This is a genomic window from Roseateles noduli, from assembly GCF_050626985.1.
In the GTDB taxonomy this organism is placed as follows: Bacteria; Pseudomonadota; Gammaproteobacteria; order Burkholderiales; family Burkholderiaceae_C; genus Roseateles; species Roseateles noduli_A.
Genome location: NZ_CP192463.1, coordinates 4909880 through 4933771, shown reverse-complemented (window position 1 = coordinate 4933771; position 23892 = coordinate 4909880). Strand labels below are relative to the sequence as shown.

Annotated in this window: 22 protein-coding genes and 1 pseudogene; 14 read left to right on the top strand and 9 right to left on the bottom strand. The window is 67.5% G+C overall.

The genetic code is table 11. The annotated features are described in order from the left end of the window. Positions 1-73 precede the first annotated feature (73 nt). From ACQ4L4_RS21345 to ACQ4L4_RS21325, 5 genes are all read left to right on the top strand, one after another. Positions 74-520 (top strand): BON domain-containing protein, encoded by a 447-nt coding sequence (locus ACQ4L4_RS21345; protein ID WP_431100867.1) that lies wholly within the window; start codon positions 74-76, stop codon positions 518-520. Positions 521-783: 263 nt separating this feature from the next. After that, the gene (locus tag ACQ4L4_RS21340) at positions 784-2934 is read left to right on the top strand and encodes an esterase-like activity of phytase family protein (RefSeq protein ID WP_431100866.1); all 2151 of its coding nucleotides are present in this window, start codon (positions 784-786) and stop codon (positions 2932-2934) included. A gap of 173 nt (positions 2935-3107) precedes the next feature. After that, positions 3108-3926, top strand: a complete 819-nt coding sequence (locus ACQ4L4_RS21335; RefSeq protein ID WP_431100864.1) for a hypothetical protein — start codon at positions 3108-3110, stop codon at positions 3924-3926. Positions 3927-4040: 114 nt separating this feature from the next. Further along, entirely contained in the window at positions 4041-6176 is a 2136-nt protein-coding gene (locus tag ACQ4L4_RS21330) for a M13 family metallopeptidase (RefSeq protein WP_431100863.1), read from the top strand. A 43-nt stretch (positions 6177-6219) separates the two neighbouring features. Further along, positions 6220-7218 (top strand): hypothetical protein, encoded by a 999-nt coding sequence (locus ACQ4L4_RS21325; protein WP_431100862.1) that lies wholly within the window; start codon positions 6220-6222, stop codon positions 7216-7218. Here ACQ4L4_RS21325 and ACQ4L4_RS21320 read toward each other — a convergent pair. Further along, entirely contained in the window at positions 7211-7582 is a 372-nt protein-coding gene (locus ACQ4L4_RS21320; protein WP_377158978.1) for an H-NS family nucleoid-associated regulatory protein, read from the bottom strand. The genes ACQ4L4_RS21325 and ACQ4L4_RS21320 overlap by 8 nt on opposite strands. Positions 7583-7901: 319 nt before the next feature. Here ACQ4L4_RS21320 and ACQ4L4_RS21315 point away from each other — a divergent pair, with 319 nt between their 5' ends. Beyond that, positions 7902-8612, top strand: a complete 711-nt coding sequence (locus tag ACQ4L4_RS21315; protein ID WP_431100861.1) for a GntR family transcriptional regulator — start codon at positions 7902-7904, stop codon at positions 8610-8612. Positions 8613-8636: 24 nt separating this feature from the next. Here the strand turns inward: ACQ4L4_RS21315 and ACQ4L4_RS21310 are convergent, their stop codons facing one another. After that, on the bottom strand, positions 8637-9104 hold the full coding sequence (locus ACQ4L4_RS21310) for an Lrp/AsnC family transcriptional regulator (protein ID WP_377158984.1): 468 nt from the start codon (positions 9102-9104) through the stop codon (positions 8637-8639). A 90-nt stretch (positions 9105-9194) separates the two neighbouring features. Between ACQ4L4_RS21310 and ilvB the strand changes: the two genes are divergently transcribed. Further along, positions 9195-10931, top strand: coding sequence for a biosynthetic-type acetolactate synthase large subunit (gene ilvB, locus ACQ4L4_RS21305; RefSeq protein WP_431100860.1), 1737 nt, complete (start codon positions 9195-9197; stop codon positions 10929-10931). 20 nt (positions 10932-10951) lie between these two features. Here the strand turns inward: ilvB and ACQ4L4_RS21300 are convergent, their stop codons facing one another. The 3 genes from ACQ4L4_RS21300 to ACQ4L4_RS21290 all read right to left on the bottom strand — a co-directional run bounded on the left by ACQ4L4_RS21300 (position 10952) and on the right by ACQ4L4_RS21290 (position 13695). Then, entirely contained in the window at positions 10952-12061 is a 1110-nt protein-coding gene (locus ACQ4L4_RS21300) for an ImmA/IrrE family metallo-endopeptidase (RefSeq protein WP_431100859.1), read from the bottom strand. After that, entirely contained in the window at positions 12054-12383 is a 330-nt protein-coding gene (locus tag ACQ4L4_RS21295) for a type II toxin-antitoxin system RelE/ParE family toxin (protein WP_431100858.1), read from the bottom strand. The genes ACQ4L4_RS21300 and ACQ4L4_RS21295 overlap by 8 nt, the downstream gene beginning before the upstream one ends. Before the next feature lie 148 nt (positions 12384-12531). Next, the gene (locus ACQ4L4_RS21290; protein WP_331617048.1) at positions 12532-13695 is read right to left on the bottom strand and encodes a mandelate racemase/muconate lactonizing enzyme family protein; all 1164 of its coding nucleotides are present in this window, start codon (positions 13693-13695) and stop codon (positions 12532-12534) included. Positions 13696-13831: 136 nt separating this feature from the next. On the opposite strand from ACQ4L4_RS21290, the gene ACQ4L4_RS21285 reads away from it, so the two are divergent. Beyond that, a complete protein-coding gene (locus ACQ4L4_RS21285) occupies positions 13832-14761 on the top strand; it encodes a LysR substrate-binding domain-containing protein (RefSeq protein ID WP_431100857.1) in 930 nt (309 codons plus the stop codon). Between the two features lie 204 nt (positions 14762-14965). Beyond that, positions 14966-15955 carry a tripartite tricarboxylate transporter substrate-binding protein gene (locus tag ACQ4L4_RS21280; RefSeq protein ID WP_431100856.1) on the top strand — a complete coding sequence of 330 codons (990 nt, stop codon included), beginning with the start codon at positions 14966-14968 and terminating at the stop codon, positions 15953-15955. 40 nt (positions 15956-15995) lie between these two features. Here the strand turns inward: ACQ4L4_RS21280 and ACQ4L4_RS21275 are convergent, their stop codons facing one another. Then, complete coding sequence (locus tag ACQ4L4_RS21275) at positions 15996-16655, bottom strand: GntR family transcriptional regulator (RefSeq protein WP_431100855.1); 660 nt, start codon at positions 16653-16655, stop codon at positions 15996-15998. Positions 16656-16855: 200 nt separating this feature from the next. Here ACQ4L4_RS21275 and pcaC point away from each other — a divergent pair, with 200 nt between their 5' ends. The 4 genes from pcaC (at position 16856) to ACQ4L4_RS21255 (ending at position 20608) form a co-directional block, all read left to right on the top strand. Next, positions 16856-17254 carry a 4-carboxymuconolactone decarboxylase gene (pcaC, locus tag ACQ4L4_RS21270; RefSeq protein WP_431100854.1) on the top strand — a complete coding sequence of 133 codons (399 nt, stop codon included), beginning with the start codon at positions 16856-16858 and terminating at the stop codon, positions 17252-17254. A 12-nt stretch (positions 17255-17266) separates the two neighbouring features. Then, positions 17267-18130: an NAD(P)-dependent oxidoreductase gene (locus ACQ4L4_RS21265; RefSeq protein ID WP_431100853.1), complete on the top strand. Its 864-nt coding sequence runs from the start codon at positions 17267-17269 to the stop codon at positions 18128-18130. Between the two features lie 4 nt (positions 18131-18134). Next, positions 18135-19526, top strand: coding sequence for an NAD-dependent succinate-semialdehyde dehydrogenase (locus tag ACQ4L4_RS21260; RefSeq protein WP_431100852.1), 1392 nt, complete (start codon positions 18135-18137; stop codon positions 19524-19526). 149 nt (positions 19527-19675) lie between these two features. Then, positions 19676-20608 carry a tripartite tricarboxylate transporter substrate-binding protein gene (locus tag ACQ4L4_RS21255; RefSeq protein WP_431104981.1) on the top strand — a complete coding sequence of 311 codons (933 nt, stop codon included), beginning with the start codon at positions 19676-19678 and terminating at the stop codon, positions 20606-20608. 272 nt (positions 20609-20880) lie between these two features. On the opposite strand, the gene ACQ4L4_RS21250 is transcribed toward ACQ4L4_RS21255, so the two are convergent. The 3 genes from ACQ4L4_RS21250 to ACQ4L4_RS21240 all read right to left on the bottom strand — a co-directional run bounded on the left by ACQ4L4_RS21250 (position 20881) and on the right by ACQ4L4_RS21240 (position 23213). Next, positions 20881-21585, bottom strand: a complete 705-nt coding sequence (locus ACQ4L4_RS21250; protein ID WP_431100851.1) for an SDR family oxidoreductase — start codon at positions 21583-21585, stop codon at positions 20881-20883. A 100-nt stretch (positions 21586-21685) separates the two neighbouring features. Beyond that, the gene (locus tag ACQ4L4_RS21245; RefSeq protein WP_431100850.1) at positions 21686-22315 is read right to left on the bottom strand and encodes a TetR/AcrR family transcriptional regulator; all 630 of its coding nucleotides are present in this window, start codon (positions 22313-22315) and stop codon (positions 21686-21688) included. A gap of 625 nt (positions 22316-22940) precedes the next feature. Next, positions 22941-23213: a helix-turn-helix domain-containing protein gene (locus tag ACQ4L4_RS21240; RefSeq protein WP_431100849.1), complete on the bottom strand. Its 273-nt coding sequence runs from the start codon at positions 23211-23213 to the stop codon at positions 22941-22943. A gap of 57 nt (positions 23214-23270) precedes the next feature. On the opposite strand from ACQ4L4_RS21240, the pseudogene ACQ4L4_RS21235 reads away from it, so the two are divergent. Then, positions 23271-23672 (top strand): annotated as a pseudogene (locus ACQ4L4_RS21235) (Na+/H+ antiporter NhaA); the annotation flags it as partial. Positions 23673-23892: the final 220 nt, after the last annotated feature.

Genomic DNA, 23892 nt, shown 5'->3' with positions numbered 1-23892 from the left:
TGTTTGCGGAACTTCCGCCTCATCCGCGTTGCGCCGCGATATCAGCGATTCGCACCGCGAAAGGAGCCTCGCCATGAAGCACTCTTACCGCCCGACCGCCCTGTCCCTGCTGCTGCCTGCCGTGGTGGCCGCCGTCGCCCTGACCGCCTGCGGTCGCGAGGATGATGGCCGCACCGCCGGCCAGCGCCTGGACGATGGCATCGCCAAGATGGAACAGAAGTCCGAAACCGCCAAGCAGGACACCGAGCAGGCCATGGACAAGGCTGGGGCCAAGATGGAACGCGCCGCCGACAAGGCGGGCGCCGCCATCGACGACGCCCAGATCACGACGTCCATCAAGGCCTCGCTGGCCGGTGATCCGAAGCTGAGCGCGCTCGACGTCAAGGTCGAGACCGAAAAGGGCCACGTGACGCTGGACGGCACGGCGCCGGACCTGGCCGCGCGGGACCGCGCGGGCTCGATGGCATTGGCCGCCAAGGGCGTCCAGTCCGTCAACAACCGCATCAAGGTCAACGGTTAATCCCCCCCACAGCCGGCACGGCCCCGATTTGGGCGCCCCGCGTCGTTGCAAATCCTCGCCATAGCTGGGCTATGGCTCCGGTTTGCGCCTAGCGGGGCATCCCAACTCGGGGCCGTGCCGGCCGTGGGGGCCGGGCGGTGAAGTCCGGTTCTTGTCGTATTCGTGTCTATTCGTGAAGCCGCTTAACAGCGCTGTCATCAGCGCTGCTTAGGGTGCCGCCCTGTCCCGCCATGGCGGGCCTCCGCGATCCACGAAAGAACGACATGACGAAGACGACCGCACGATCCGCTTCCACCCTCGCCGCCCCTCGGGCCAACCGTATCCGTCGCCCGCAACTCCCGCTGATCACCTTGATCGCGGCCGCGGCGCTCAGCGCCTGCGGCAGCGGCGACGATGAACCGGTCGTGCCGACGATCCAGTCGCGCCTCGTGGACGCGCCAGTGGAGGGCGTCAGCTATGCGCTGGCACCGAGCGGCACGAGCGGCAAGACGGCCGCGAATGGCGCCTTCACCTGCAAGACCGGCGACACGGTGAGCTTCACCGTCGGCGGCGTCGCGGTGGGCAGCGCGAAATGCGGCGAGACGATCTCCGTCGGCGACCTCGCCGGCTCCGCGACCTTGACGGACGACAAGCTCGCCAACCGCCTCGTGTTCCTGCAGGCCCTGGACGAGGACGACGATCCCACCAACGGCATCAAGATCCCGACGGCGGTGCATGACGCCTTCGCGGGCAAGACGCTGGACTTCGCGGCCGCCGCGACCGATTTCGACAAAGCCTTCGCCGCGCTGCTGCCGGCCGGCCAGAACGACGTCTACGGCCAGGCGTATGCTGCCCGCACGATGAATGCCAACCGCCGCGCCGCCGCCGTCGAGCATTACGAATCCACGCTCGCCACGCTGCTGGGCAAGACCGAGACGAGCACCGTCACGCAGGCCACGGCCGGCGGCGCCGTCGCGATCACCAAGTTCCAGATCAAGGCGGCCGACAACCAGTACGTGCCCTACGAGGGCAGCAACGCCGACGCGAAGAAGGACTTCCCCAAGGGCTTCTACCCGGCGGTCGGATCGGGCCTGGTCTACAAGGGCAAGAACGCCGCGGGCGCGCTCGAGTTCTGGGGCATCACCGATCGCGGCCCCAACGGCGACAGCCCCAACGCGCCGCGCCCCGACAACGGCGCCATCGTCACGACGAAGATGTTCCCCGCGCCGAGCTTCTCGCCGTCGATCGGCGTGATCACGCTGGGCAAGGACGGGGCGGTCATCTCCGCGCTGAATCCGCTGAAGAACGCCGACGGCTCCGCCGTCACCGGCCGTCCGCTGCCCTTCGGCGCGGTCGGCAGCAGCGCCGAGGTGCCGCTGTCCGACACGCTGAAGTACGACGGCACCAAGGGCGCCTTCGACGCCAACGGCCTCGACAGCGAAACCCTGGTCTACGACGACGCCAACAAGGTGTTCTGGACCTCCGACGAGTACGGCCCGTTCATCGTCAAGATCGACGCCGCGACCTTCAAGATCATCAAGCGTTATGCGCCCGGCACCACCGCCGGCAGCTTGCCCGACGTGCTGAGGAATCGTCGCGCGAACCGCGGCATGGAAGGCCTGGCGATGGATGTCGCCGGCGGCAAGCTGCACGGCTTCCTGCAGAGCCCGATCGATCCCGTGGACAACGCCGGCAAGAGCATCGAGGTCGTCGACAGCGCCGACATGGACCAGGACGGCAAGAACACCGACAAGGTGAAGGTCCGCGACTTCGCGCAGTTCGCGCGCTGGATCGAGTTCGACCCGAAGACCGAGACCTCGAAGCTGTACGCCTACCCGCTGAGCTACCCGCTCGCCGCCAAGGGCGAGAAGTGGGATCGCAACCGCACGGGCAGCGCCAAGCTGGGCGACCTGGTGTCGCTGGGCAACGGCAAGTTCATCGTGGTGGAGCAGGGCGCCGATGCGAACGGCGCGGTGCGCAACTTCCTGATGCTCGTCGAGGTGCCGGCCACGGCGACCGACATCGCCGCGATCGGCATCGAGCTCGAGAAGAACAGCATCGACGGCGTGACGAGCTCGGCGGTGAGCTGGGCCAACGTCGTGAAGCTGAAGAAGACGGTGCTGCTCGACCTGAACGCCGCCGGCTGGAAGGCCGAGAAGGCCGAGGGCCTGGCGATCGTCGACGGCAACACGCTGGCATTGATCAACGACAACGACTTCGGCCTGAAGACGGTGCTGGCGGATGCCAAGGGCAAGCCTGTGGCCGGCGATCCGACCGAGTGCACGGTCGATGTCAACGGCGTGATCGCCCAGGACGGCACCTGCGCGTCCGGCGCGGTCCTGTCGCGCGTCACGCGCGGCAACGAGGTCGACCGTCTGACGCACCTGTGGCTGTTCAAGTTCCCGAAGGCGCTCAACACCTTCAGCGCGCAGTAAGCGGGTGCGGCGCGGGGCGCAGGGCGCTCCGTGCCGCTGGTTCGCGTCCCCCGGCAGGAGTGACGTCAGGGCGAGCTGAAAAAATCCCTGCTCGCTGCTGCTGCTTTTCCACTGATGCCTGCGCGTGGTCCCTCGGACTGCGCGCTCTCACCCTGGAAACGCGGCGGCAAAAAATGAAAGTTCACTCCTCACAGACGACACTGCAACCCTCCGAGCTGGAGTCGGCGTCGGCGTCGGCGTCGGCTTCGGCACCCGCGCCGGAAGAGGAAGGTGCGCTACCGGCCGTGCGCGCCGAACATCCGAACGATGCCGTCATCCGCGCTCAGAAGAAGGCGACAGCGCAACACTTCGCCGAGAAGGCCTTCAAGGAATCGCAGGCATTCAAGGAGTGGGGCGACGCCAGCACAGACAGAGGTCGCGCCTTGGAAGCGTTCATGCGACGGGAAGTCGAGGTGCTGACGCGCAGGAATGACGCCGGTCCGCTCAAACCTTTCAGGTCGAGTGATTCCTACGGTGCGGGCAAGGCGATCAAGGAATTCTGCAGCGAGCCGCTCAAGCACGAACATCGAGCCCTCCTTGAGCAGATCGAGGGAGACGTCGATCGCGCATTCGTCGACTTCTCGCTGGACAAGCCCTCCGCCAGAGCGTTGATTCTCGCGGCACGCATGTCCCACGTCGTCAAGGGGCTGAGCGATGGGCAGCTCGACAAGTGGATGAAACGGGTGACGACAGATAACTATTGCGCCGTCGTCAGCCGCATGTCCGACATGCGTGGGAATGGCGTCGACTACCGCAGGGTCATGGCAGACCGACTGTGGCCGACCATGGCCCTGGTGCGCGCGGAGCACGACCGTCGCGCGGCGCTCCCGAAGCGGACGGAGCCGGCGGGTGCCACGGCGCCTGCCGATCCCACGGCCTTGCCTGATCCCGCGGCGCTGGGTCTTCGCGAGGAGCAGGGCCTCGACTATGAGCCGGTGACCCCGAAGGTCTGAGGCGCCGTCCCGGCACGGCCGCCAAGACGGGTCAACCCGAGGTGTCGTCCGGCACCCTGCAGCGGGAGGCCGCTGGCGGAGAATGCCGGCAGCACACACTCTCCGCTGTCGAGCATGACCTCTCCCCTCCTCGCCCGCACCGCCGCGGCCGCGCTCGTCGCGGCCGTTTCCTTTGGCGCCGCCGCCGACGCGCTCGCGCAGAACTCGCAGAACGCGACGCCGGCCGCAGCGGCCAGCGCTGGCGTCACCGCGGCGCCGGAGGGGCCGCTCGACCAGCTGCCCTACACGCCGAGCCTCGACACCGCGGCGATGGACCGCAGCGCCGATCCTTGCGAGGACCTCTACCAGTACGCCTGCGGCGGCTGGATGGCCGCCAATCCGATCCCGCCGGACCAGGCGCGCTGGTCGGTCTACGCCAAGATGGCCAACGAGAACCAGCGCTACCTCTGGAGCATCCTGGACAAGCTCTCGGCGGCCGACCCGCAGCGCACGGCGAATCAGGCCCGCATGGGCGACTACTTCGCCGCCTGCATGGACGAGTCCGCCGCCGACCGCCACGCGCTGACGCCGCTGCGCCCGCTGCTGTCGCGCATCGATGCGCTCAAGGACCGGCGCGAACTGCCTGCGCTGCTGGCCGCGCTGCACCTCGCGACCAACAACGAGCGCGTGCTGTTCCACTTCACGTCGGGCCAGGACATGGCCGACTCGACGCGCGTGATCGCGTTCGCCTACGCCGGGGGCCTGAGCCTTCCCGACCGCGAGTACTACTTCAAGGCCGACGACAAGTCGCGCGCGTTGCGCGACCAGTTCATCGCGCACGTGGCACGCAGCTTCGAGCTGCTCGGCGACACGCCCGAGGCCGCACGCACGCAGGCCCGGCAGGTGATGGCCCTGGAGACCGCATTGGCGCGGGCCTCGCTGAGCCGGGTCGACAAGCGCGACCCGTACAAGGGCTTCCATCCGATGAAGGCCGCCGGCCTGCAGGCATTGACGCCGGGCTTCGACTGGGCCGCGTACCAGCGCGGGCTGGGCCTGGACCCGCAGGCGACCTACAACGTCACCGAGCCCGCGTTCTTCAAGGCGTTGTCGAAGGAACTGCGCCAGCGCGACCTCGCGCAACTCCGCAACTACCTGCGTTGGCAGCTGGTCAGCAGCCAGGCGCCGACGCTGTCGGGCGCGGCTGTCCAGGCGAACTTCGAGTTCTTCGGCCAGACGCTGCAAGGCGTGCCGCAGCTGAAGGCCCGCTGGAAGCGCTGCGTCGAGCTGGTCGATGCGCAGCTCGGCGAGGCGCTGGGCCAGGAATTCGTCGCGCGCAACTTCAGCCCCGACCTGAAGGACAAGACGCTGACGATGACGAAGCAGATCGAGGACGCGATGGCCGCGCGCATCCGGTCGCTGAGCTGGATGAGCGAGACGACGAAGCAGCGCGCGCAGGAGAAGCTCCACGCGATCGTCAACAAGGTCGGTTACCCGGACCGCTGGCGCGACTACGGCGCGCTGACGGTGGCGCGCGACGACTTCGCCGGCAACGTGATGCGCGGCAACGACTTCGAGCTCAAGCGTCAGCTCGCCAAGATCGGCAAGCCGCTGGACCGTGGCGAATGGGGCATGACGCCGCAGACGGTCAACGCGTACTACGACGCGCAGATGAACGACATCAACTTCCCTGCCGGCGTGCTGCAGCCGCCGCTGTTCGATCCGAAGCTTGACGACGCGCCGAACTACGGCAACACCGGCGGCACGATCGGCCATGAGCTGATCCACGGCTTCGACGACGAAGGCCGGCAGTTCGACGCCAAGGGCAACCTGCGCGACTGGTGGACGAAGAAGGACGGCCAGGCCTTCGAGCAACGCGCGGCCTGCGTGACGAAGCAGTACGCGCAGTACGTGGTCGTCGACGACATCCGCATCAACAGCAAGCTGACGCTGGGCGAGGACCTGGCCGATCTGGGCGGCCTGGTGTTGGCGCACGCGGCGTGGAAGGCGCAGATCGCCGACATGTCGCCGAAGCCCGCGGACCGCGACGGCCTGACGCCGGAGCAGCGCTTCTTCGTCGGGTTCGCGCAATGGGACTGCAGCCATGCCCGACCTGAATATGCGCGGGTGCATGCGTTGACCGACCCGCATTCACCAGGGCGCTACCGGATCAACGGCGTCGTCGTGAACATGCCCGAGTTCGAGCAGGCCTTCCGCTGCAAGCCGGGGCAGAAGATGGTGAAGCCGGACGCGGAGCGCTGCCGGGTGTGGTGAGGCGGTTTTTCCGCCGAACCGCGCGGGTTTGCATGAGTGACTGATGGATTGGCCCGGCCGCGCAACGCGTGCCGGGCCGATGTCTTTCCACTCCATCCGTCAGGCCATGCCCCTCCACCTTCCTCTTCGTCCTTTTCAGTCGTCCACGACTGATCCCCTCCACGACGACGCGACGTCGACATCCGGTCCCGCGGACGTGGGGGCCCCGCCTCACGACGTCGATTCGGTGGCGCCATATCGCACCGACGCGAAAGAACTGAACTACATCCAGATCGAGTTTCAGAAGAATGCTGTCGGTGGCCGCCGCCTCAAGAAGAAGGCCGACGCCGACGTGCTCTACACCACGATCGACGCCATCCAGACGAAGGCGCTCAAGCTCGCATCACCGCACATCGATGCGCATCGACCACCGTCCAAGCCGTGTGCCGGCGGATTGCGGCCGCTACCGCCGCCACGGCCGCTGCCGCCGGTACCGCTGCGAGTCCGGACGGTCGCCGCAGAACCTGCGGCGGCGATCCATGCCCCGTCGAAGGCCTCGGCCGTCCCGGCCAAGGACAGGTTGACGCTGGACCAGGCGCGCAAGGCCATGGAGTCCGTCGTCAAGGAAATGGTCCAGGAGTTCGTGACGTCGAATCCGGCGCGCTTCAAGAAATTGACGGGCGCACCGAAGGCGTCCTTCGGTGCAGGCGTTTCAGCGAAGACGCTGGCAGATCGTTTGAGAGGAGCGCGTTTCGAACAATGCGTCGACGCCTATGTCGTGGCCGCCCGTGCGGCGAAGCGCTTCGAGCCCCGGGAGATCCACGAACTGGCCGGAAAGGCCGCATCGATGGCGACCCTCGAGGCGCTCTCCGCGTTGACGAAAGGGCAGAGAAGGGTCTTCGAGCGTCATGCGCGGAACCTGCCCGCGGCGGAGCGCGCCCTGCTGGCGTCGGAGCCCATCATGGATTCGATGGCGTGTGCGAATGCGCGCGACGGGGTCCTCCTGGCGATGAAGGACTTCCTGGCCGACAGTGCCGCGCCGCGCGAGGTGGCACTCAGCTGATCAGCAGGTCCTCGGCCGTCTTCCCGGCGGCCAGGGCGTCCTTGAACCAGTTCGGGCGCTTGCCCACGCCGGTCCAGGTGCGGCCGGCGCCGTCGTGGTACTTCGGGGCGCCCGCGCTGCGCGAGGCCTTGGCCTTGCGCGGACCCGCGGCGGCTTTCGCGACCTTGCCTGCCTTGGCCGCTCTGCCCCGGCCCGACGACTTCGTCGCGGCCGTGCCGAACAGCTCTTCGGCCGTGAGCCCGTAATGATCGATGGCCTCACGGATGCGCTCGACGACGCCGGAGATCTCCTTCGCGCGCAGCGACTCGGCTTCCTTCTTCAGCTTCTCGATCTGGGACAGGACTTGCTTCAAGGACTTGGCCATTCAACGGGCTCCATTCGGGTGTTTGACATCGGGCATTCGCCTCTTAGTCGCAGACCTCCCGGTCGCGACTGTAGCGCTTGGTGGTCACCGATGCGGAAACAACACAGCGACTTCCTTCGATGCGGGATCGATTCGACTGATTCCGGTAGGGTGCGGCGCGACAAATGCGTCGATGGGGCAGTCGATCCGGCGTCCGAATGCGCATTCATTGCGCTTCAGCAAGAACGCCGATTCAGGGTCGATTCGGCATGGCAAAGGGCGTTCATCTCTCCGTAGAGTGATCCGTGATTCACCACAGTTCACCGGACGGAGTGCCGCGATGGTTCGTTCCACACACCCGATCAATACGCCGACCTATCTGCGGCTGCGCGACCAGATCCGCAGCGACATCGAGGACGGCTGCTGGCGGCTGGGGCAGCACCTGACGCTGCATGAGCTGAGCGCGCACTACAGCGTCAGCAATGTCCCGGTGCGGGAGGCGCTGCTGCAACTGCAGGGCGACGGCATGGTGGACATGCGGATGAACAAGGGCGCGGTGGTGCGGGCGGTCGATGCGCGTTTCATCGACGAGTATTTCGATGTCCGCGAGGCCTTGCAGTCCATGCTGCTGGCGCGGGCCTGCCGGACGCCAGGGGCGGGCTCGACGCACATGCTGTCCAGCGTGAACGCGCTGCTGGAGCCGTTGGAGGAGGCCACGCGCGCCGGCCGCGTGCGGGAGCTGCTCGCGGCCGACGAGGCCTTGCAGGACCACCTGGGTCGCCTGGGTGGCAACGACCAGGCCCTGGGCATGCAGGCGTCCCGCGGGCGTTTGCTGGAGGCATTCCGGCGCGCGCGGGTGGCGCTCTGGGCGCCGGAACTCGAGATCCTGGCCGCGCAGGGACGCGCGATGCTGCAGGCGCTCATGCACGCCGATCCCGCCATCGCCAACGAGGCGGTGCGCCGCCACGTGGCGGCGTCGCGCGCCTACATGCTGCGGATGCTGAAGGTGCCGGAATCGCCGGTGCCACCGACGCCGCCGGTGCCGAGGTGACGATGTCTCGCGCCGCAGCCATCATCAAAGCGGCAGCGAGCTCGCCTTCAGGCAACGCAGCACGAAGCTCGACTTGCTGTGCCGCACGCCGGGGATCTTGTAGAGCTTCTCGCGCAGCAGCCGCTCGTAGTCACGCGTGTCGCGGACGGACAGGCGCAGCACGTAGTCGTAGTCCCCGGACACGAGATAGGCGTCGATCACCTCGGGGATCGCTTCGAGGTGCCGCGCGAACTCCGCCATCGCCGCGTCGGTGTGCTTGTTCAGCGTCAACTGGACGATGAGCTGCTCGGGGCGGCCGATCTTCTCGGCGTTGACCTTGACGGTGTAGCCCTCGATCACGCCCGACTCCTCGAGCCGCTTGATGCGCGTCCAGCAAGGCGACGTCGTCAAGCCCACCTCTTCGCTGACCTCCTGAAGGCTGGCCCGCGCATTGCGCTGCAAGGCCCGCAGGATGGCGCGGTCGAACTTGTCGAGCTTGATTTCCTGATCCATGTCGCTTTTGAAGGAAAGTTTGCTGCGATGGCAATTCTAGGAGGCAAGAACGGCAACGCTTCCCGGGAGGGCCCCGGGATACTGACCCGCATGAATGCATTGATCGACGGCGCCGTGCTGGGCGCCCCTGAAGCCACGACGCGCAACGGCGCGCAGACGCTCCTCGACACACTGGTCGCCTGCGGGATCGACACCGTCTTCGGTTATCCCGGCGGCGCGGTGCTGCCGCTGTATGACGCGCTGCATGGCGAGCCGCGGCTGCGGCACATCCTGGTCCGTCACGAGCAGGCGGCCGTGCACGCCGCCGAGGGCTACGCGCGCAGCACGGGACGCCTGGGCGTGGTGCTGGTGACCTCGGGGCCTGGGATGAGCAACACGACGACGGGGTTGCTGGACGCACTGTGCGACTCGATCCCGGTGCTCTGCATCAGCGGGCAGGTGAACAGCGCCGTGATCGGGACGGATGCATTCCAGGAGTGCGATGCGCTGGGCATTTCGCGCCCGGTGACGAAGTGGAACGCGCAGTTGCGGCCCGGCGACGATGTGGCGGCGCGCGTGCGGCAGGCCGTGGACATCGCGCTGGGCGGACGGCCGGGACCCGTCCTGCTGGATGTGCCCAAGGACGTGCAGCTGGCGCCAGCGCGTCAGACCTCGAGCCTGCCGATCAGGACGCTCAGGGAGATGCCGGCCGTGGACGTGCGCTCGGTCGAGCAGGCGGCGGACTGGATCGCGACAGCGCAGCGCCCGGTGTTCTACGGCGGCGGCGGGCTGATCAACGCAGGGGACGTGGCCTGCGCGGCGTTTGCGGCCTCGGTCGCGCTGAGCGGCGCGCCCTGCACGCTGACCTTGATGGGGCTCGGAGCGCTGCCTGCGTCATCGCCGCAGTGGTTGGGCATGCTCGGCATGCACGGCACGCTGGAGGCCAACCTGGCGATGCATCACGCCGACCTGATCGTGTGCGCGGGCGCGCGTTTCGACGATCGGGTGACGGGGCGCCTGGACAGCTTCGCCCCCAACGCCCGGGTGATCCACCTGGACGTCGATCCGGCGTCGATCGACAAGGTGCGTCGCGCGGATCTCGCGCTGTGCGGCGATGCACGCGTGCTGCTGCCGCGGCTGCGGCGCGCGCTGGAGCAACGCGCGATGCCTGCGGAACGGCTCGTGGACTGGTGGACGCGCATCAACGCCTGGCGGGCGCAGCGTTCGCTGGCCTTCGAGGACACGCCGGACGTGATCGCCCCGCAGGCGCTGATGACGCGATTGCAGGCACAACTCGCCGGCCGCGACGCGATCGTGTCGACCGATGTCGGCCAGCATCAGATGTGGGCGGCGCAGCACCTTGCGTTCGAGCGGCCGCGGCGCTGGCTGACTTCGGGCGGCGCAGGCACGATGGGTTACGGCCTGCCCGCGGCGATCGGGGCGCAGGTGGCGCATCCGGACCGGCTGGTCGTCTGCGTCAGCGGGGACGCGTCGATCCTGATGAACCTGCAGGAGATGGCGACGGCGCGGCAGCATCGCGCGGCGGTCAAGGTCGTGCTGTGCAACAACGGGCACATGGGCATGGTGCGGCAGTGGCAGGAGCTGCATCACGGCGAGCGCTACAGCCACAGCTATAACGCGTGCATGCCGGACTTCGTCGCGGTCGCGAAGGGGTTCGGGTGGGAGGCCTTGCGCGTCGAGCGCCGGGAGGACCTCGACGCAGCGCTGGCGGAGTGCCTGGCGAGCGACGGGCCGTACTTCCTCGACGTCGCCGTCGCGCCGGCGGAGAACTGCTTCCCGATGATCCCGGCGGGGAAGGGGCATCAGGAGGTGATGCTGCGCTCCTGAGCTTCAGCGCTAGATCGTTGTCAGGCCGTCTCAGGGGCGAACCGGAAACTCACCTTGAGGTCGTTCAACCAGGCGACATCCAGCAGCCCTTCGTGCTGCATTCGACCCACCACGATGCCCGCATGGACGCCGGCACGTTTCGCAAATGCCGTAACGGCCGCCCGGGAAGGCGAGACATTGGGGAGCTCCCGTGCCAGGGCTGACGGGATCAGTGCTTCGCACGCGAAAGCATCCGCCTCGCGCTCCTCAGGGGAATTGCTCCCAGCCTTGGTGGGATCATCCAGAAAGACCGTGGACTTCTGCCGTCCATGCAGGAGGATGTGGGCTGCCTCATGGAAGAAGCTGAACCAGAACTTGTCGTTCGATTTCCCATAAAGCGAGAGTTGGATCAAGGGCCGATGGGCGTTGAGCCACCTGGCTACGCCAGAAACATGTGTCCTCGGCAGCGCCGGAACCAGAACAAACACGACGCCGGCCTCGTGCAGAAGGCGCGTCAGTTTCGGTTCGAACTCCTCCGGCGGAAGTAGCGTGAGCGCCCGGATTCGCGCGAGTGCGCCGCGAAAGCGGCCCTCATCAAAGCGCGGCCCGTCCGCCCGCTCCGCAAGTCGTTCACCCATTCGGAGCCATGCAGAGATCGCTCCGACGTCTGCCTGATCTTCTCGGCTGCGTCGAAAGGCCAACTGCATTTCGCCGTATTGGCTTTCCCACTGTGCAGGGCTCGCAACGCCGAAGAAGGACAACAGTTCGCCCACGATGACCGGCTTTGACTTTGTATCCACCCGACGCTTGCTCAGCGCACCCAAAGCCATGAGTTCCCTGATCGGGAACTGTTCCAGCCACGGCGCCATGTCTGCGTTGCGTTGCGCAGCCTCCTGCAGCGCGGTCCTCTCCCGATACTGTGCTTCGCGGGTCAACCAGAAGCCGACAGATCCTCCGACCACGTTGTGCAGGCGTACAGCCGCGTCCTCCGAAAGCGGAACCTTGGCCTTGATCAACTGATTCACGTGCTTGAGCGAGAAACCCAGCCGGTCAGCAAGTTGCTGCTGCGTCCAGCCCCGCTCCTCGAGCATGTCCAGAATCGTGTCCCCGGGCGGCGACACCCAGTCGGGCGCGAAGACGGTGTCAGTCATGGTAGTCCCCAATGAATTCGATACAGACGATGGTGACCGCAGTCCAGTCGACAGACATGTCGCTACGCCGAGGGACCGGATCGTTGGCGGGGGCGAACACCAGGCGCCATCCTCCGGACAAGTCGAGTGCGAACTGGCCTGCCCTGTCGCCCTTGAGTGGATGCGGGTTGCCAGCAACAAGATCGCCCACGTGGCTCGCAGCCTCCAGGTCCGACAAGCGAGTGCGGAGCTTCCGAGCTGCGATGTCCCCGAGCTTCTTCGTTGCGACCTGCGCCTTCTCGCAGATCTCGCGCAGCCGCTTGTCCTTGAAACGGATCTCCAAGAGGACGCTCCTCGCGCCAAACAAGAGACAGAGAAGTTTACCAGATAGGTAAAGCAATCACTTGCTGCCCTTCGCGTTGTTTGACCAAATGGGAGAAGCCCCACCCGACGGCACGCCGAGTGAGGCTTGATGGTGCAGGAAAGCGATGTCAGTCCGACAACGCCCGCATCACCGCGTAGAGGTCCGACTTCCCCTCGAACCCGATCCCCGGCAGGTCCGGCAGCGTGACGTAGGAGTTCTCCACCTTCACCCCGTCAGGGAAACCGCCGAAGGGCTGGAACAGGTCCGGATAGGACTCGTTGCCGCCCAGGCCCAGGCCGGCCGCGATGTTCAGCGACATCTGGTGCCCGCCGTGCGGGACGCAGCGGCTCGCGGACCAGCCGTGTTCCTTGAGCATGTCCAGCGTGCGCAGGTACTCGACCAGGCCGTAGCTCAGCGCGCAGTCGAACTGCAGCCAGTCGCGGTCCGGCCGCATGCCGCCGTAACGGATCAGGTTGCGCGCGTCCTGCATGGAGAACAGGTTCTCGCCCGTCGCCATCGGATTGGCGTAGTAGTTGCGCAGCGTCGCCTGCAGCTCGAAGTCCAGCGGATCGCCGGCTTCCTCGTACCAGAACAGGTCGTACTTCGACAGCGCCTTCGCATACGCGATCGCCGTGTCCAGGTCGAAGCGCCCGTTGGCGTCGACGCACAGCTTCTGCCCGTCGCCCAGCACGCTCAGGATCGAGTCGATGCGGCGCAGGTCTTCGTCCAGCGACGCGCCGCCGATCTTCTTCTTCACCACCGAGTAGCCGCGGTCGATGTAGCTGCGCATCTCGTCCTTGAGCTTGCCGTGGTCCTGGCCCGGGTAGTAGTAGCCGCCCGCGGCGTAGACGAAGACCTTGCGGTTGGGCGTGCCGGTGCCGTAGCGCTCGGCCAGCAGCTGGAACAGCGGCTTGCCCTCGATCTTCGCGACCGCGTCCCACACCGCCATGTCGATGGTGCCGATGGCGACGGAGCGCTCGCCGTGGCCGCCGGGCTTCTCGTTGGTGAACATCGCGTCCCAGACCTTGTGGGCGTCGAGGATGCCGCGGCTGTCCAGCAGCGAGTCCGGATCGGCCTCGAGGATGCGCGGGATGAAGCGCTCTCGCATCAGCGTGCCCTGGCCGTAGCGGCCGTTGGAGTTGAAGCCGTAGCCCACCACCGGCTTGCCGTCGCGGATCACGTCCGTGATGACCGCCACGAGGCTCAGGGTCATCTTGCTAAAGTCGATGTAGGCGTTGCGGATGGGGCTGCTGATCGGCAGCGTCTTTTCTCGGATCTCGACGATCTTCACGGGGAACTCCACTTCAGGTTGGCTCGAATGGGTCGCATGATCCCGCCGTGCCCCCTCGCGAGGCCAATTCAGTTTTCTTAGCTTTTGATGCCTTGCGCGCACCGCCCCCTCGCGCGCTGCTTCCACCGCCACCACCATGACCCTGAACCTGAGCTGGATCGATGACTTCATGGTGCTGGCCGCCAGCGGCAACTTCTCGCGCGCCGCCGAGGAGCGCCACATGACGCAGCCCGCCTTCAGCCGGCGCATCCGCGCGCTGGAGGAGTGGCTGGGCACGGACCTCTTCGACCGCAGCTCGCAGCCCGCGCGGCTGACCGAAGCGGGGCTCTGGTTCCGCAAGTCGGCGCAGGAGCTGCAGGCGCATGTCGCCCGCGTCCCCGGCGAGGCGCGCGCCATCGCGGAGGCCAGCTCGCAGACGCTGCGCTTCGCGGCGACGCATGCGCTGTCGTTCTCGTTCATGCCGCGCTGGCTGCGTGCGCTGGAGGCCCGGACCAGCGTCGGTCCGGTGAACCTCGTCTCCGACACCCAGCAGAAGTGCGAGGCGCTGCTGCTGCAGAGCCAGGTGCAGTTCGTGCTCGCGCATGGGCACCGGCAGGTGCAGGGGCCCCTGGATGAGGCGACGATCGCCTGCGTCGTCGTCGGCCAGGATCAGCTGCTGCCAGTCTGCGCGCCCGATGCGGCCGGCGAGCCGGCGCATCCGCTGGACTCCGGCAAGGGATCGAAGGGCGCCCCGGTGCCGCTGCTCGCGTACAGCTCGGAATCGGGATTGGGGCGCATCCTGCGCGAGGTCAAGGGCACGGCGCTGGACCGGCTCCACGTGCAGCCGGTGTTCACCGCGCACTTGGCGTCGGTGCTGCGCACGATGGCGCTGGACGGCCGCGGCGTGGCCTGGCTGCCCAGGATCCTCATCGGCGACGACCTGGCCGCGGGGCGGCTGGTGGTTGCCGGGGGCAAGGACTGGCACCTGGAGCTCGACATCCGGCTGCACCGCGATCGCGGCCCGATGGGCGCGGCGGCGGAGACGTTCTGGACGGCGGTCGCCGACGAGAGCGGAGCGTCGACATGAACCTCGGATCAGTCCGCATGAGTCCAGCATGAGTCCCGCATGAACGCGGGCGCCGCGCAGCGCCCCGGCGGTGCCGGCGCGGCATCAAAGCCAACAAATCCGGCATTGGTGTGAAGCGGCGCGGGTCTCGATGATCGGCACAGGCCGGGGCGGTCGCCTCGGGCAGAGCCACAGATCCCATCAGAGGACATCGAGGAGACACGCATGGACAAGATCCGCAGGCGGCTGGCGTTGACCGGCATCGCGGTGGCGCTGGGCGTCGTGACGACGCTGGCGCGCGCCGAATTCCCGGACAAGCCGGTGACGCTGATCGTGCCGTTCGCGGCCGGGGGGCCGTCGGACAAGATCGCCCGCGACCTGGCCGAGGCGCTGCGCAAGAAGCTCGGCCAGACGGTCATCGTCGAGAACGTCGGCGGCGCGGGCGGCACGCTGGGCACCTCGCGCGTGGCCAAGGCACCGCCGGACGGCTACACGCTGCTGGTGCACCACATCGGCTTCGCGACCGCGCCGTCGCTCTACCGCAAGCTGCCCTACAAGGGCATCGACGACTTCGCCTTCCTCGGCCTGATCAACGAGGCGCCGTCCACGCTGATCGCCAAGCCGTCGATGCCGGCCAAGACCTTCGACGAGCTGCGCAAGGTCATCGCGGCCGATCCGTCGAAGATCAACCTCGCGCATGCCGGCGTGGGCTCCGCGTCGCAGCTGTGCGGGCTGATGCTGCAGTCGGCGCTGAAGACCAACCTGACCTCGGTGCCGTACAAGGGCACCGGCCCGGCGATGACCGACCTGATGGGCGGCCAGGTCGACCTCATGTGCGAGCAGGCCACCAACGCCGTGCCGCAGATCGAGGGCGGCAAGGTCAAGGCCTACGCGGTGACCAGCACGCAACGGATGTCGCTGCCGGCGCTCGCCGCGTTGCCGACGCTGTCGGAGGCCGGGCTGAAGGATTTCAGCGTGACCGTCTGGCACGGGCTCTACGCGCCGAAGGACACCCCCGCGCCGGTGCTGAAGAAGCTCAACGACGCGCTGAAGGCCGCGTTGAAGGACCCGGACCTGGTCAAGCGCTCGGAGGCGCTCGGCATCAGCGTCGTCAACGACGGCCGGCTCGAACCGGCCGGCCACAAGCACTTCGTCGAGACCGAAGTCGCGCGCTGGAAGAAGGTGATCGAGGCGTCCGGGCAGTACGCGGACTGAGGTCTGCGGCAGCCATCGCCACCGAGGGCGCTGGCTGCCTTCAACCCATGCTGCGGAGCACGTTCTCCGCCGCCTGCTTCACATGCTCGCCGCACAGCCGCGCGGCGAGTTCTCCGTCGCGCTGCTCGATCGCCGTGACGATCGCATCGAGCTCCCGCAGCGTCTCGGGCAGCCGCCCCGGCTGTGCCATCGAGATGCGGCGCAGCACCGTCACGCGGTTGTTCAGCTGCTTCAGCATCTGCCCCGCCACGGTGTTGCCGCAGCCCTCGACCAGGATGTCGTAGAACTGGTTCTTGATCGTGAGGATCCGGGCCCGGTCGCCGGCGGCATGCGCCTGCGCGAGCTCGGTCAGCTTGGCGCGCAGCGCCGTCCGCTGCGGATCCGACGCGTTCGTCGCGAAGCCGCGCCCGGCCAGGCTCTCCAGGCTGGCGCGGACCTCGTAGATCTCGCGCACCTCGTCGCGCGAGATGCTGGTCACCTCCGGCCCGCGGTGCGGAATGATCGTGATGAGCCCCTCGGCCTGCAGGTGCTGCAGCGATTCCCGCACGCAGGAGCGGCTGACGTCCAGGCTCTCGCAGAGCTCCCGCTCCGACAGCTTCTGACCCGGCGCGAGCACGCCGTCCAGGATGGCGGTGCGCAGCGCCTGGGTGGCGCGCTGGCGCAGTGACGTCTCTTCTCGGGCAACTTTGACGAGGCTCATGGGCCGGATCCTACCTGTGTGCGGGCGATGTCCAGACGGACGGATCACCGGATATTCATACAGACGGATTGTCATACAACACGATCAACGCGTTTTCAATCCATACATTCCTAGTGTCGGATTGTCAGACAATCGGCCACTATCTGCCCCATCGACGGATCGCAGAGACCCGTCCCATCCCACCCCCTCAGGAGTTTCCGATGACCCGTGCGTACGCCCCGAAGAACCAGGCCCTGTTCGACCAAGGTCTCTCGACCCGCCGCGAGGTGCTCGGCGCCGAGTACGTCGACGCCTCGATCAAGAACGCCACGGACTTCAACATCGACATGCAGGAGCTGGTCACGCAGTACTGCTGGGGCGACGTATGGAATCGCCCGGGGCTGGACCGCCGCACGCGCTCCTTCCTGAACCTGGCCATGATCACCGCGCTGAACCGCCCGCACGAGCTGAAGCTGCATGTGCGCGGTGCCATCAACAACGGCCTGACCCGCGACGAGGTCAAGGAGGTCTTCCTGCAGGCGGCGATCTACTGCGGCGTGCCGGCGGCGATCGACTCGTTCCGGGTCGCCGCCGAGGTGTTCAAGGAAATGGACGCCTGAGGAGCCGCCGCCATGACCCGCATCGGATTCATCGGCCTGGGCATGATGGGCACGCCCATGGCCCACCTGCTGCACGCCGCCGGCCACGAGCTGGTCGTGCAGGACGCCCGGCCGGAGGTCGCCCGGGCCTTCGCTGACGCCCACGCCGGCGCGCGCATCGCCAGTGGCGCCTCGGACTTCGCGGCTTGCGAGGTCCTCGTGACCATGCTGCCGAACTCGGACATCGTCGACGCCGTCGTGGGGCCGCTGGCCGCGCAACTCCAGCGCGGCGCGGTGGTGGTGGAGATGAGCTCCGCCGATCCCAATCGCACCCGCGCGCTCGCCGAGCGTCTGGGCGAGGCCGGCATCACGCTGATCGACGCGCCGGTCTCGGGCGGCGTCAAGAAGGCCGTGGCGGGCACGCTCGCCATCATGGTGGGCGGCGACGTCCCCGCCTTCGAGCGAGTGCGCCCGGTGCTCGAGACGATGGGCAAGGCCATCACCCATGTCGGGCCGGTCGGCGCCGGCCATGCGCTGAAGGCGTTGAACAACTACGTGTCCGCCGCCGCGCTGATCGCCACCGCGGAAGCGATCCATGTGGGCGAGGCCTTCGGCATCGACCCGGCCACGATCGTCGATGTGATCCAGGCCTCGACCGGGCGGAACAACACGACCGAGAACAAGGCCCACCAGTTCATGCTGAACGGTGCGTTCAACTCGGGCTTCTCGCTGGCGCTGCAGGCGAAGGATGTGGGCATCGCCGCGTCGCTGGGCCGCGCGATGGGCCTGCCCATGGCCCTGGCCCAGGACGTGTACACGATGACCGCGGAAGCTTCCGAATCGCTCGGCCCGGGTGCGGATCACACCGAGCTCTACCGCTTCGTCGGCAGGTCCTGACGCGATGAGCGCTTCCTTCGACGTCGTCAATCCCGCGACCGGCGAGCGCGTCGCGCAGGTGCGCAAGGCCTCGGCGCCAGAGGCGCAGGCGGCCATCGAGGCGGCGCGCATCGCACAGGTCGATTGGCGGCGGCGCGGCGGTCACGCTCGTGCCGAGGTGCTGCAGCGTTGGTTCGAGCTCGTCATCGCGAAGACCGACGAACTGGCGCGCGTCATGGTCTCGGAGCAGGGCAAGCCGCTGGCGGAAGCGCGTGCCGAGATCGTCTACGCCGCAGGCTACATCCGCTTCTACGCCGAGGAGGCGCGGCGCTTGCACGGCGAGACGATCCCGGCCTCGTCGCCGGATCGCCGGCAGCTCGTCGTGCGCGAGCCGGTGGGCGTCTGCGCTGCGATCACGCCGTGGAACTTCCCCGCCGCGATGATCACGCGCAAGGTGGCGCCGGCGCTCGCAGCCGGTTGCACGATGGTGCTGAAGCCTTCGGAGCTGACGCCGCTGACCGCATTACGACTCGCGGAACTCGCGCTCGACGCCGGCCTCCCGGTCGGCGTGCTGAACGTCGTCATCGGTGATGCCGTCGAGATCGGCGCCGTGCTCACGTCGTCGCCGACGGTGCGGATGCTCAGCTTCACCGGCTCCACACCGGTGGGCCGCCTGCTGATGGCGCAATGCGCGCCGACGGTGAAGAAGCTGGGTCTGGAGCTCGGCGGCAATGCGCCGTTCATCGTCTTCGACGATGCGGACCTCGACGCGGCGGTGGAGGGCGCGATCGCCTCCAAGTTCCGCAACGCCGGCCAGACCTGTGTCTGCGCCAATCGGCTCTTCGTGCAACGCGGCATCTACGAGGCCTTCGCGGCGCGGCTGATCGAGCGTGTCCGCGCGCTGCGGACCGGCAACGGCCTGGAAGAAGGCGTGACGCAAGGCCCGCTGATCAACGAGACGGCGCGGCGCAAGGCGCTGTCGCACGTGCGCGATGCGCTGGACCGCGGCGCACGCCTGGGCACCGGCGGCCAGGCGATCGACGGACCCGGCTGGTTCATGCAGCCGACCGTGCTGCTCGACGTGAAGGCGGGCATGCGCTGCCTGGACGAGGAGACCTTCGGCCCCGTCGCGCCGCTGGTGGCCTTCGACACCGAAGCCGAGGCGATCACCTGGGCCAACGCGAGCGAGTTCGGCCTGGCGAGCTACTTCTACTCGCGCGACGTCGCGCGTTGCTTCCGCGTCGCGGAGGCGATCGAGTCCGGGATGGTCGGCATCAACACCGGCGCGATCTCGAGCGAGACGGTGCCGTTCGGCGGCATCAAGCAATCCGGGCTGGGGCGCGAAGGCTCCCGGCACGGCCTGGACGAATACACCGAACTGAAGCTGATGAGCTTCGGCGGCATCGGCGCGGCCTGACGGCTCGCGTCGAGGCGCATTTCATTTCCTGCATCGACAGACACGCAGCGGCCGGCGATGGACCGGAGGCGCACTTCCTTACCCCCTTGGAGCGAGACATGCGAAAGATTGCGAAGAAGGTCCTGACCGTCACGGTGACGACGGTATCGATGGCGTTGGCCACGGCGGCGTCCGCCGCGTATCCGGACAAGCCGATCACGATGGTGATCCCCTATGCGACGGGCGGCTCGACCGACGTGATCGGCCGGCTGATCGCCGAAGCGATGACGCGCGACCTGGGCCAGCAGGTGATCGTGGAGAACGCGGGCGGCGCCGGCGGCACGATCGGCACGGCGAAGGTCGTTCGTGCGGCGCCCGACGGCTACACGGTGCTGCTGCACAACATGGGCATCGCGACCGCGCCGGCGCTGTATCCCAAGCTCACCTTCGACGCCACGAAAGACCTGACCCCGATCAGCCTGGCCGGCGACGTGCCGATGATCCTGGTGGGCAACAAGGATTTCGCGCCCGCGACCGTGGCCGAGGTCATCAAGCAGATGAAGGCCAAGCCGGGCGAGGTGCGCGTCGCGCATGCGGGCGTCGGCGCGACCTCGCATCTCTGCGCGATGCTGTTCAGCCAGACCACGAACACCACGGTGACGATGGTGCCGTACCGCGGCACCGGTCCGGCGCTGCAGGACGTGATCGCCGGCAATGTCGACCTGATCTGCGACCAGCCGGTGGCGACGGGCCCGCACGTGGCCTCGGGGGCGCTCAAGGCGTATGCGATGGCGACCAAGGCGCGCGTGTCGCAGCTGCCGAACGTTCCCACCTTCGCCGAAAGCGGCCTGCCCGGCTTCGAGCTGGCCGTGTGGCACGGGGTGTATGCGCCGAAGGGCACGCCCGCGGCGATCGTGACGCGCCTGAACACGGCGCTGCGTCATGCGCTGGTGGACCCCAACGTCGTGAAGCGCTTCCAGGAGATGGGCGTCGTCCCGCCGCAGGGCGACCGCCTCAAGCCGCAGGCGCTCGGCACGCAGACGGCCGCCGAGATCAAGAAGTGGGATCCGGTGATCAAGGCGGCGGGCGCGAAGGCGGAGTGATCAAGCTACAGGGCGACGTTGGGCGAGGAGAAACCGGCGCGTCGTGAATGACCGCCGGGATGTCGCGGGCGACTGTGGCGCTACGACCGCTGACCGCCTAGAGTCCTCGCGCATGAACATCGCGCCGACGTCCCCCGTCCCTCAGCCTCCCCACGTGTTCAGCGACAACGCCACGGCGATCGCGCTCTACGAGCGCCTGGGCTTCCGCCTGCGGCGCCGGCTCAGCGTGAACTTCTTCGACGCGTCGAGCGCCCTTGCGGCACCCGGCGCGCTCAGCGCGCCAGCGGATCCATCAGGTACACCCCGTCCGACAGCGCCTTCTTGACCTGGCGCGTCGAGTCGTCGACGGTGATCTCGACGGCGCCCTGTTCGATCCCGTCGAGCGAATCTCGCACCACGTCTTCGGGTCGGGCCTTGGGCACGTCGAAGTCCCGGATCATGTCCGTGTCGATGAAGCCGCCGTGGAAGCCGGCGACCAACGTGCCCTGCGGCGCGAGCTCGGCACGCAGGCTGTTGGTCAAGGCCCAGGCTGCGGCCTTGCTGACGCCGTAGGCGCCGAGCATCGGCGTGTTCACCCAGCTGAGGATGGACAGCATGTTCAGGATTGCGCCACCGCCGTTGCGGCCCAGCACCGGCGCGAACTCGCGCGCAACGTGGAAGATGCCGAAGAGATTGGTCTCGAGCTGCTCGCGCAGGACGACCTCGGCGTTGTCGCTCGTGATGCCGCCGACACGGCCGATGCCGGCGTTGTTGATCAGCAGCGTCACGTCGCCGCAAGCGCGTGCGGCGGCGGCGACGTGCTCGGGCTTGCTCACATCGAGCTGCACCGGCACGACGCCGGGCAGCGTGATCGTCGAGACGTCGCGCGCTGCCGCGTAGACCTTCTTCGCGCCGCGGGCAAGCGCCTGTTTGGCGAATTCGAGCCCGAGGCCCCGGTTCGCACCGGTGATGAAGACGACGGCATCCTTGATCTGCATGGAACTTCCTTCTGCGCCGCGGCGCGTTGGTTTCATATGACGAGCGTCATATATTGGAACAAAGAAATGGGACCCGAGAGTCCCAGACCGAAAACTGGAATCAGCGCACCGAGCGTGCGGACCGTGCCGGCTGCGCGGCTTCGGTGTGTTGAGCCAGCAGCGAGCGTTTCGTGCTGGCGAGGATGGCGAGCGCCTGGTCCCTGTCGCCAACGGCGCGGGCCAGTTGCAAGGCGCCGATCAGCGTTGCGGCGATCGGCCAGGCGGCCTCTGCGGGAGCGTCAGGCCCCAGCGCCTCCGAGACCATCCGCTGAAGCTGCAGCACGAGGCTACGTCCTTCGTCCTGGACGGCGCTCGATTGGCGAGGCATCTCCGACACCAGCGCGGCTACTGGGCATCCGCACTCGATGTCGTCGAGGCCGGCCTCATGCAGATAGGTTTCCACCACGGCGCGAAACGGCGGGACGCCCGCGGCGATGAGGCGGTCGACATGCCCTTGATGGACCTGCCGGCTGTCCTGCCCCGCGCGCACTGCGGCGGCGATCAGCAGATCGTCTCGAGACGGGAAATGCGCATAGAAGCCGCCGTGCGTCAGCCCGGCCTGCTTCATCACGTCCGCCACGCCCACGCCGTCGAAGCCGGCGCGCCGGACGGTGCGGGAGGCGACGTCGAGGATGCGGTCGCGGGATTCTTCCTTGCGGGTGGAACGGGAAGAGGAGGACGAGGCGTTCATGGGACCAAGATTAATATGATGGTCATCATATGTCAATCGGCCTGCCCTGTCCTGTCCTGCCCCGACCTGTCGATTACCGCATCAATTCCCCCAGCGTGGGATCCAAGCCGGGCGGCGTCGCGTTGCAGTCGCTGACGAGCCACTTGTGGACAGAGCAGGCGTGGCCCCGAAGTCCTCAGCGGCAGGAAGCCGACTGCATTTTCAGCAGACCACTGGGGGCGGTAGTCGGCATATCTCCGCGACCTGCAAAAGTAGAAATGGCCCATCCCGCAAGAGATGAGCCATTTCGTCAAAGCAGCGCGGGCGCTGCCGAATGCCTGACCGGCCGTAGGGCGCCAGATTAGCTACTCTGGCGCGCTAGAAAAATCAACTGCTTAGGCGGGTTCGCGCCACGGCCACTTAGGCCGCCGGTTCGAACTCTTGCGACTGGCTTCTGGTCGCGCCATATTTTCTGCGCCGGCCGTCAGCCCATCTTATCGCGGCTCAAAAGCGGCGGCCCGTCGAGGCGATCGGGTGTCCAGGCAAGGCAGCGTTGGAGCGGAGGCGAGGTTGGGACGATCAAGAGCAGGAGCGCGGAATCGCGCCGCAAACTGCCGATGTACGCCGCGAAGGACTAGTCCAAGGGTCAGGCGCCTGCATCCAGTTTCTGCACTGCCCTAGCAAGCACATCGAACGTGAAGCGGCTGATGCGACCGGCCAGCAGCTCGCCAATGCTTGGCTCCGACAGACCGCACCGCCGCGCGGCCTCAGCAGGAGTCCATTTTCGGCTCTGGATGTGCGCGATCAGTCGGGTCATCAATGCAGCGCGGGCCTTCAGGTCGACAGCCTCTTCAGGCGTCCCGGCCAAGGCGTCGAAGGCGCTTTCAAAGGGGCCTTCCTGGCCTTCAGTCAATCTCACTTCACGCTCCTTCGTCGAGACATCTGCCGAGCTTCTGACTGCTCATGAACTCTGCCGCACCCTTGGGTGGCGTTCGGCGTGATGCCGCACTTCGCGCTGGCAAACGCGGGCGTGGCGGTGGGCAGCGTCGACCTAGACGTCGGCGGTGCGTCCTGGGTGCTCGCCGGTGTCGCCGGTGCGCTCGTCGTGGGAAAGCCGCTGGGTGTGGTCCTCACCACTTGGCTGCTGGTCAAGTTGGGCTGGTGCCGCCTGCCAGCGGGTGTGAGCTGGGGCGGCGTGGTGCTGGTTGGGCTGTTGGCGGGTATCGGCTTCACGATGTCCATCTTCATCGCGATGCTGGCATTCACGGAGCCGGCGCTGCTGGGCGCGGCCAAGCTCGGCGTCCTGGTGGGATCCGTCGTGGCTGCAGTGCTGGGCCTAAGCTGGGGGCGCCTCTACGGCGCGCGTCTGCGGGCTTGATTCGTCTGTGGAGTGCGTAGCCCGCTCAGCTCCTGGGACACAGAGTTCTCATCGAGCATGCGCCTCGACAACTGCCATCAGCGTCGGGCGAACTTCCGCTTGAGGCTGATTCGAGCCGTTCGCGGTTCACCACCTGAGTGGCGGCTCCCGCCAAAACCGACCGCTAAGCGCCGCTGGCCAGAACAGTAGCCTCACCGTCGAAGCTGGCCGCTTGTCTGTG

Bases quoted from the DNA above. Each gene is read 5' to 3' on its own strand.
- ACQ4L4_RS21345 (WP_431100867.1), top strand. From the start codon at position 74: ATGAAGCACTCTTACCGCCCGACCGCCCTGTCCCTGCTGCTGCCTGCC.
- ACQ4L4_RS21275 (WP_431100855.1), bottom strand. From the start codon at position 16,655: ATGAGCCTCGTCAAAGTTGCCCGAGAAGAGACGTCACTGCGCCAGCGC.
- ACQ4L4_RS21315 (WP_431100861.1), top strand. From the start codon at position 7,902: ATGGTTCGTTCCACACACCCGATCAATACGCCGACCTATCTGCGGCTG.
- ACQ4L4_RS21300 (WP_431100859.1), bottom strand. From the start codon at position 12,061: ATGACTGACACCGTCTTCGCGCCCGACTGGGTGTCGCCGCCCGGGGAC.
- pcaC (WP_431100854.1), top strand. From the start codon at position 16,856: ATGACCCGTGCGTACGCCCCGAAGAACCAGGCCCTGTTCGACCAAGGT.
- ilvB (WP_431100860.1), top strand. From the start codon at position 9,195: ATGAATGCATTGATCGACGGCGCCGTGCTGGGCGCCCCTGAAGCCACG.
- ACQ4L4_RS21250 (WP_431100851.1), bottom strand. From the start codon at position 21,585: ATGCAGATCAAGGATGCCGTCGTCTTCATCACCGGTGCGAACCGGGGC.
- ACQ4L4_RS21280 (WP_431100856.1), top strand. From the start codon at position 14,966: ATGGACAAGATCCGCAGGCGGCTGGCGTTGACCGGCATCGCGGTGGCG.
- ACQ4L4_RS21325 (WP_431100862.1), top strand. From the start codon at position 6,220: ATGGATTGGCCCGGCCGCGCAACGCGTGCCGGGCCGATGTCTTTCCAC.
- ACQ4L4_RS21285 (WP_431100857.1), top strand. From the start codon at position 13,832: ATGACCCTGAACCTGAGCTGGATCGATGACTTCATGGTGCTGGCCGCC.
- ACQ4L4_RS21255 (WP_431104981.1), top strand. From the start codon at position 19,676: ATGGCGTTGGCCACGGCGGCGTCCGCCGCGTATCCGGACAAGCCGATC.
- ACQ4L4_RS21265 (WP_431100853.1), top strand. From the start codon at position 17,267: ATGACCCGCATCGGATTCATCGGCCTGGGCATGATGGGCACGCCCATG.
- ACQ4L4_RS21310 (WP_377158984.1), bottom strand. From the start codon at position 9,104: ATGGATCAGGAAATCAAGCTCGACAAGTTCGACCGCGCCATCCTGCGG.
- ACQ4L4_RS21330 (WP_431100863.1), top strand. From the start codon at position 4,041: ATGACCTCTCCCCTCCTCGCCCGCACCGCCGCGGCCGCGCTCGTCGCG.
- ACQ4L4_RS21340 (WP_431100866.1), top strand. From the start codon at position 784: ATGACGAAGACGACCGCACGATCCGCTTCCACCCTCGCCGCCCCTCGG.
- ACQ4L4_RS21320 (WP_377158978.1), bottom strand. From the start codon at position 7,582: ATGGCCAAGTCCTTGAAGCAAGTCCTGTCCCAGATCGAGAAGCTGAAG.
- ACQ4L4_RS21335 (WP_431100864.1), top strand. From the start codon at position 3,108: ATGAAAGTTCACTCCTCACAGACGACACTGCAACCCTCCGAGCTGGAG.
- ACQ4L4_RS21245 (WP_431100850.1), bottom strand. From the start codon at position 22,315: ATGAACGCCTCGTCCTCCTCTTCCCGTTCCACCCGCAAGGAAGAATCC.
- ACQ4L4_RS21260 (WP_431100852.1), top strand. From the start codon at position 18,135: ATGAGCGCTTCCTTCGACGTCGTCAATCCCGCGACCGGCGAGCGCGTC.